Source organism: Vibrio sp. V03_P4A6T147, assembly GCF_002241085.1.
Lineage (GTDB): Bacteria > Pseudomonadota > Gammaproteobacteria > Enterobacterales > Vibrionaceae > Vibrio > Vibrio anguillarum.
On the sequence record NZ_NDIO01000209.1, the window covers coordinates 1 to 2182 of the forward strand.

Here is a 2182-nt window from a genome sequence, read left to right on the forward strand (position 1 = left end):
CTATCGTGATGCGAATGTCGTTAGAGTAGGACAGGAAACACTCGTTCGTAAACAACAGCTCCATTATGGGCTTCCGGTCTATGGTCATTTTGTGGTCACAGATGTTTCTAATCGTGGTTTTGCAAAGGCAATTGATGGCCATGTCTTAACGGGGATTGAATCAGATATTGGTTCAACTTTACCGATGATTAATGTTGACCAAGCAATCGATGCCGCCAAAGGAAAGCTACGAGGTATTGCTGCTACAAGTGTGCAGGATGCACAGACTGAATTGATGATTTGGGTAGATGATCAGCAAACCGCTTATTTGGTCTATAAAGTCGATTTTCTCTCTAAGAACGGAATGACCCCATCTCGCCCAATCTCCTTAGTCGATGCTAAATCAGGACAAATACTTGATGAGTGGGAGGGGCTGACTTTTATTGAAGCCGAGGGCCCAGGCGGTAATCAAAAAAGTGGCCGCTACTACTTTGGTGCTAATACAAAATATGGTGGTTTCCAGGTTAGCAAAGACTGCCGCATGGATAGCGCTAATGTTGTTACGCTCAATATGAATAATCAAGAGTATGGTGGATGGGTCCATCAATTTGATTGTCACGTCAACAACCATCGGGCTGTTAACGGAGCTTATGCACCAATGAATGACGCTCACTATTTTGGCCAACGTGTTTTTGACATGTATATGGAGTGGCTCAATACTCGACCTATTCAGCAGAAACTCACTATGCGTGTTCATTACGGTTATAACTACGGTAATGCATTCTGGGATGGCCGTCAGATGACCTTTGGTGATGGTAATCAATCAATGTATCCACTTGCGACGTGGGATGTGATTGCACATGAAGTGAGTCATGGCTTTACTGAGCAAAATTCAGGTTTAGAGTATCGTGGAATGTCTGGCGGGATGAATGAATCCTTTTCTGATGTTGCAGCCGCAGCATTAAGTGAATATGTTCATGGCAGCTTTAACTGGAAGATGGGTGAGCACGTGATGAAATATTCAGACGCGATGCGTTATTTCATTCGCCCAAGTCGAGACGGCAGTTCGATTGACCATATTAACCAGTATTATCAAGGTATAGACGTCCACCATAGCTCAGGGATTTTCAACAAAGCGTTTTACCATCTTGCAACCAGCCATGGCTGGAATATTAAGCAAGCCTTCATTGCTTATGCAACGGCGAATCAACTGTATTGGCGACCAAATTCAAACTTTCAGCAAGGTGCTGATGGCGTTTGCAAAGCAGCGCATAAACTCGGTTATGAAAGCTCTGCTGTAAGCAGCGCCTTTGCTCAAGTTGGGATCCAAGTACAAAACTGTGGTTCAAGCCAACCAGAGCCTACTCCACAACCAGAACCTAACATTGTTACATTATCGAGTAATAAACCAGTAATCATCGATGCTAATTATGGTAATGAACAACATTATGTTCTGAAAAATCTTTCAACAGATGAAGCCTCAGTTTATACATACCATGGTCATGGCAACGTTGATCTTTATGTAGCCATTAATAGACCTGTATCAGTGAATGACTTTGATTGCGTTTCTCGTAATCAGACTAATGACGAATATTGTGGTTTTAGTGGTATAAAAGGAACTGATATTTATGTATTAGTTACTGGTGCTGACCGTTCTGTAGATACTCACCTTGTTGTGATTGCAGAAGGTTTATTACCCGCTCCACCCGAACCTCAAGATTTATGTACTACTCTGAGCGAATGGTCCCCTTCTTATTACTACCCTACGGGTATGCAAGTTCAATACTACGGACATCGATTTACTGCAATTCAAGATAATTGGGGAGCCGATCCACTTGATAATTATTGGTATTGGAATTATCAAGGCAGTTGTAAGTAATTCAGTGGCTGTAAAGATTATCTGAGCATATATAAGTGCCACTTTTATCACTCGATCTCAATCGGCATGCTTTTATGCAGCGGAAGAACTAATATAGCTAACCATGTAATAAATGGAAACAGAACCTCATAAGTGTGTGTTAACATTTAGGATATAAAAACATAGAGTGCAAATTTTCGGTAGACTTACCGGAGTAATGCCAGTCAGCTTAGCTGACTGGCATTACTCCGGTTGGGGCGCTTTTTTTGAACAGCATTTACTCCGCGACTACAGAATAAACAAGCAAGTTAACGGCGGTGGCAAAATATAGCGCTAGGAGAAAAA

At 42.0% G+C, this 2182-nt stretch carries 1 protein-coding gene; it reads left to right on the plus strand.

Annotation, left to right across the window (positions count from 1 at the left end):
- On the plus strand, positions 1-1858 hold a 1858-nt coding region (locus B9J84_RS08335), incomplete at its 5' end, for a M4 family metallopeptidase (RefSeq protein WP_094123934.1).
- Positions 1859-2182: the final 324 nt, after the last annotated feature.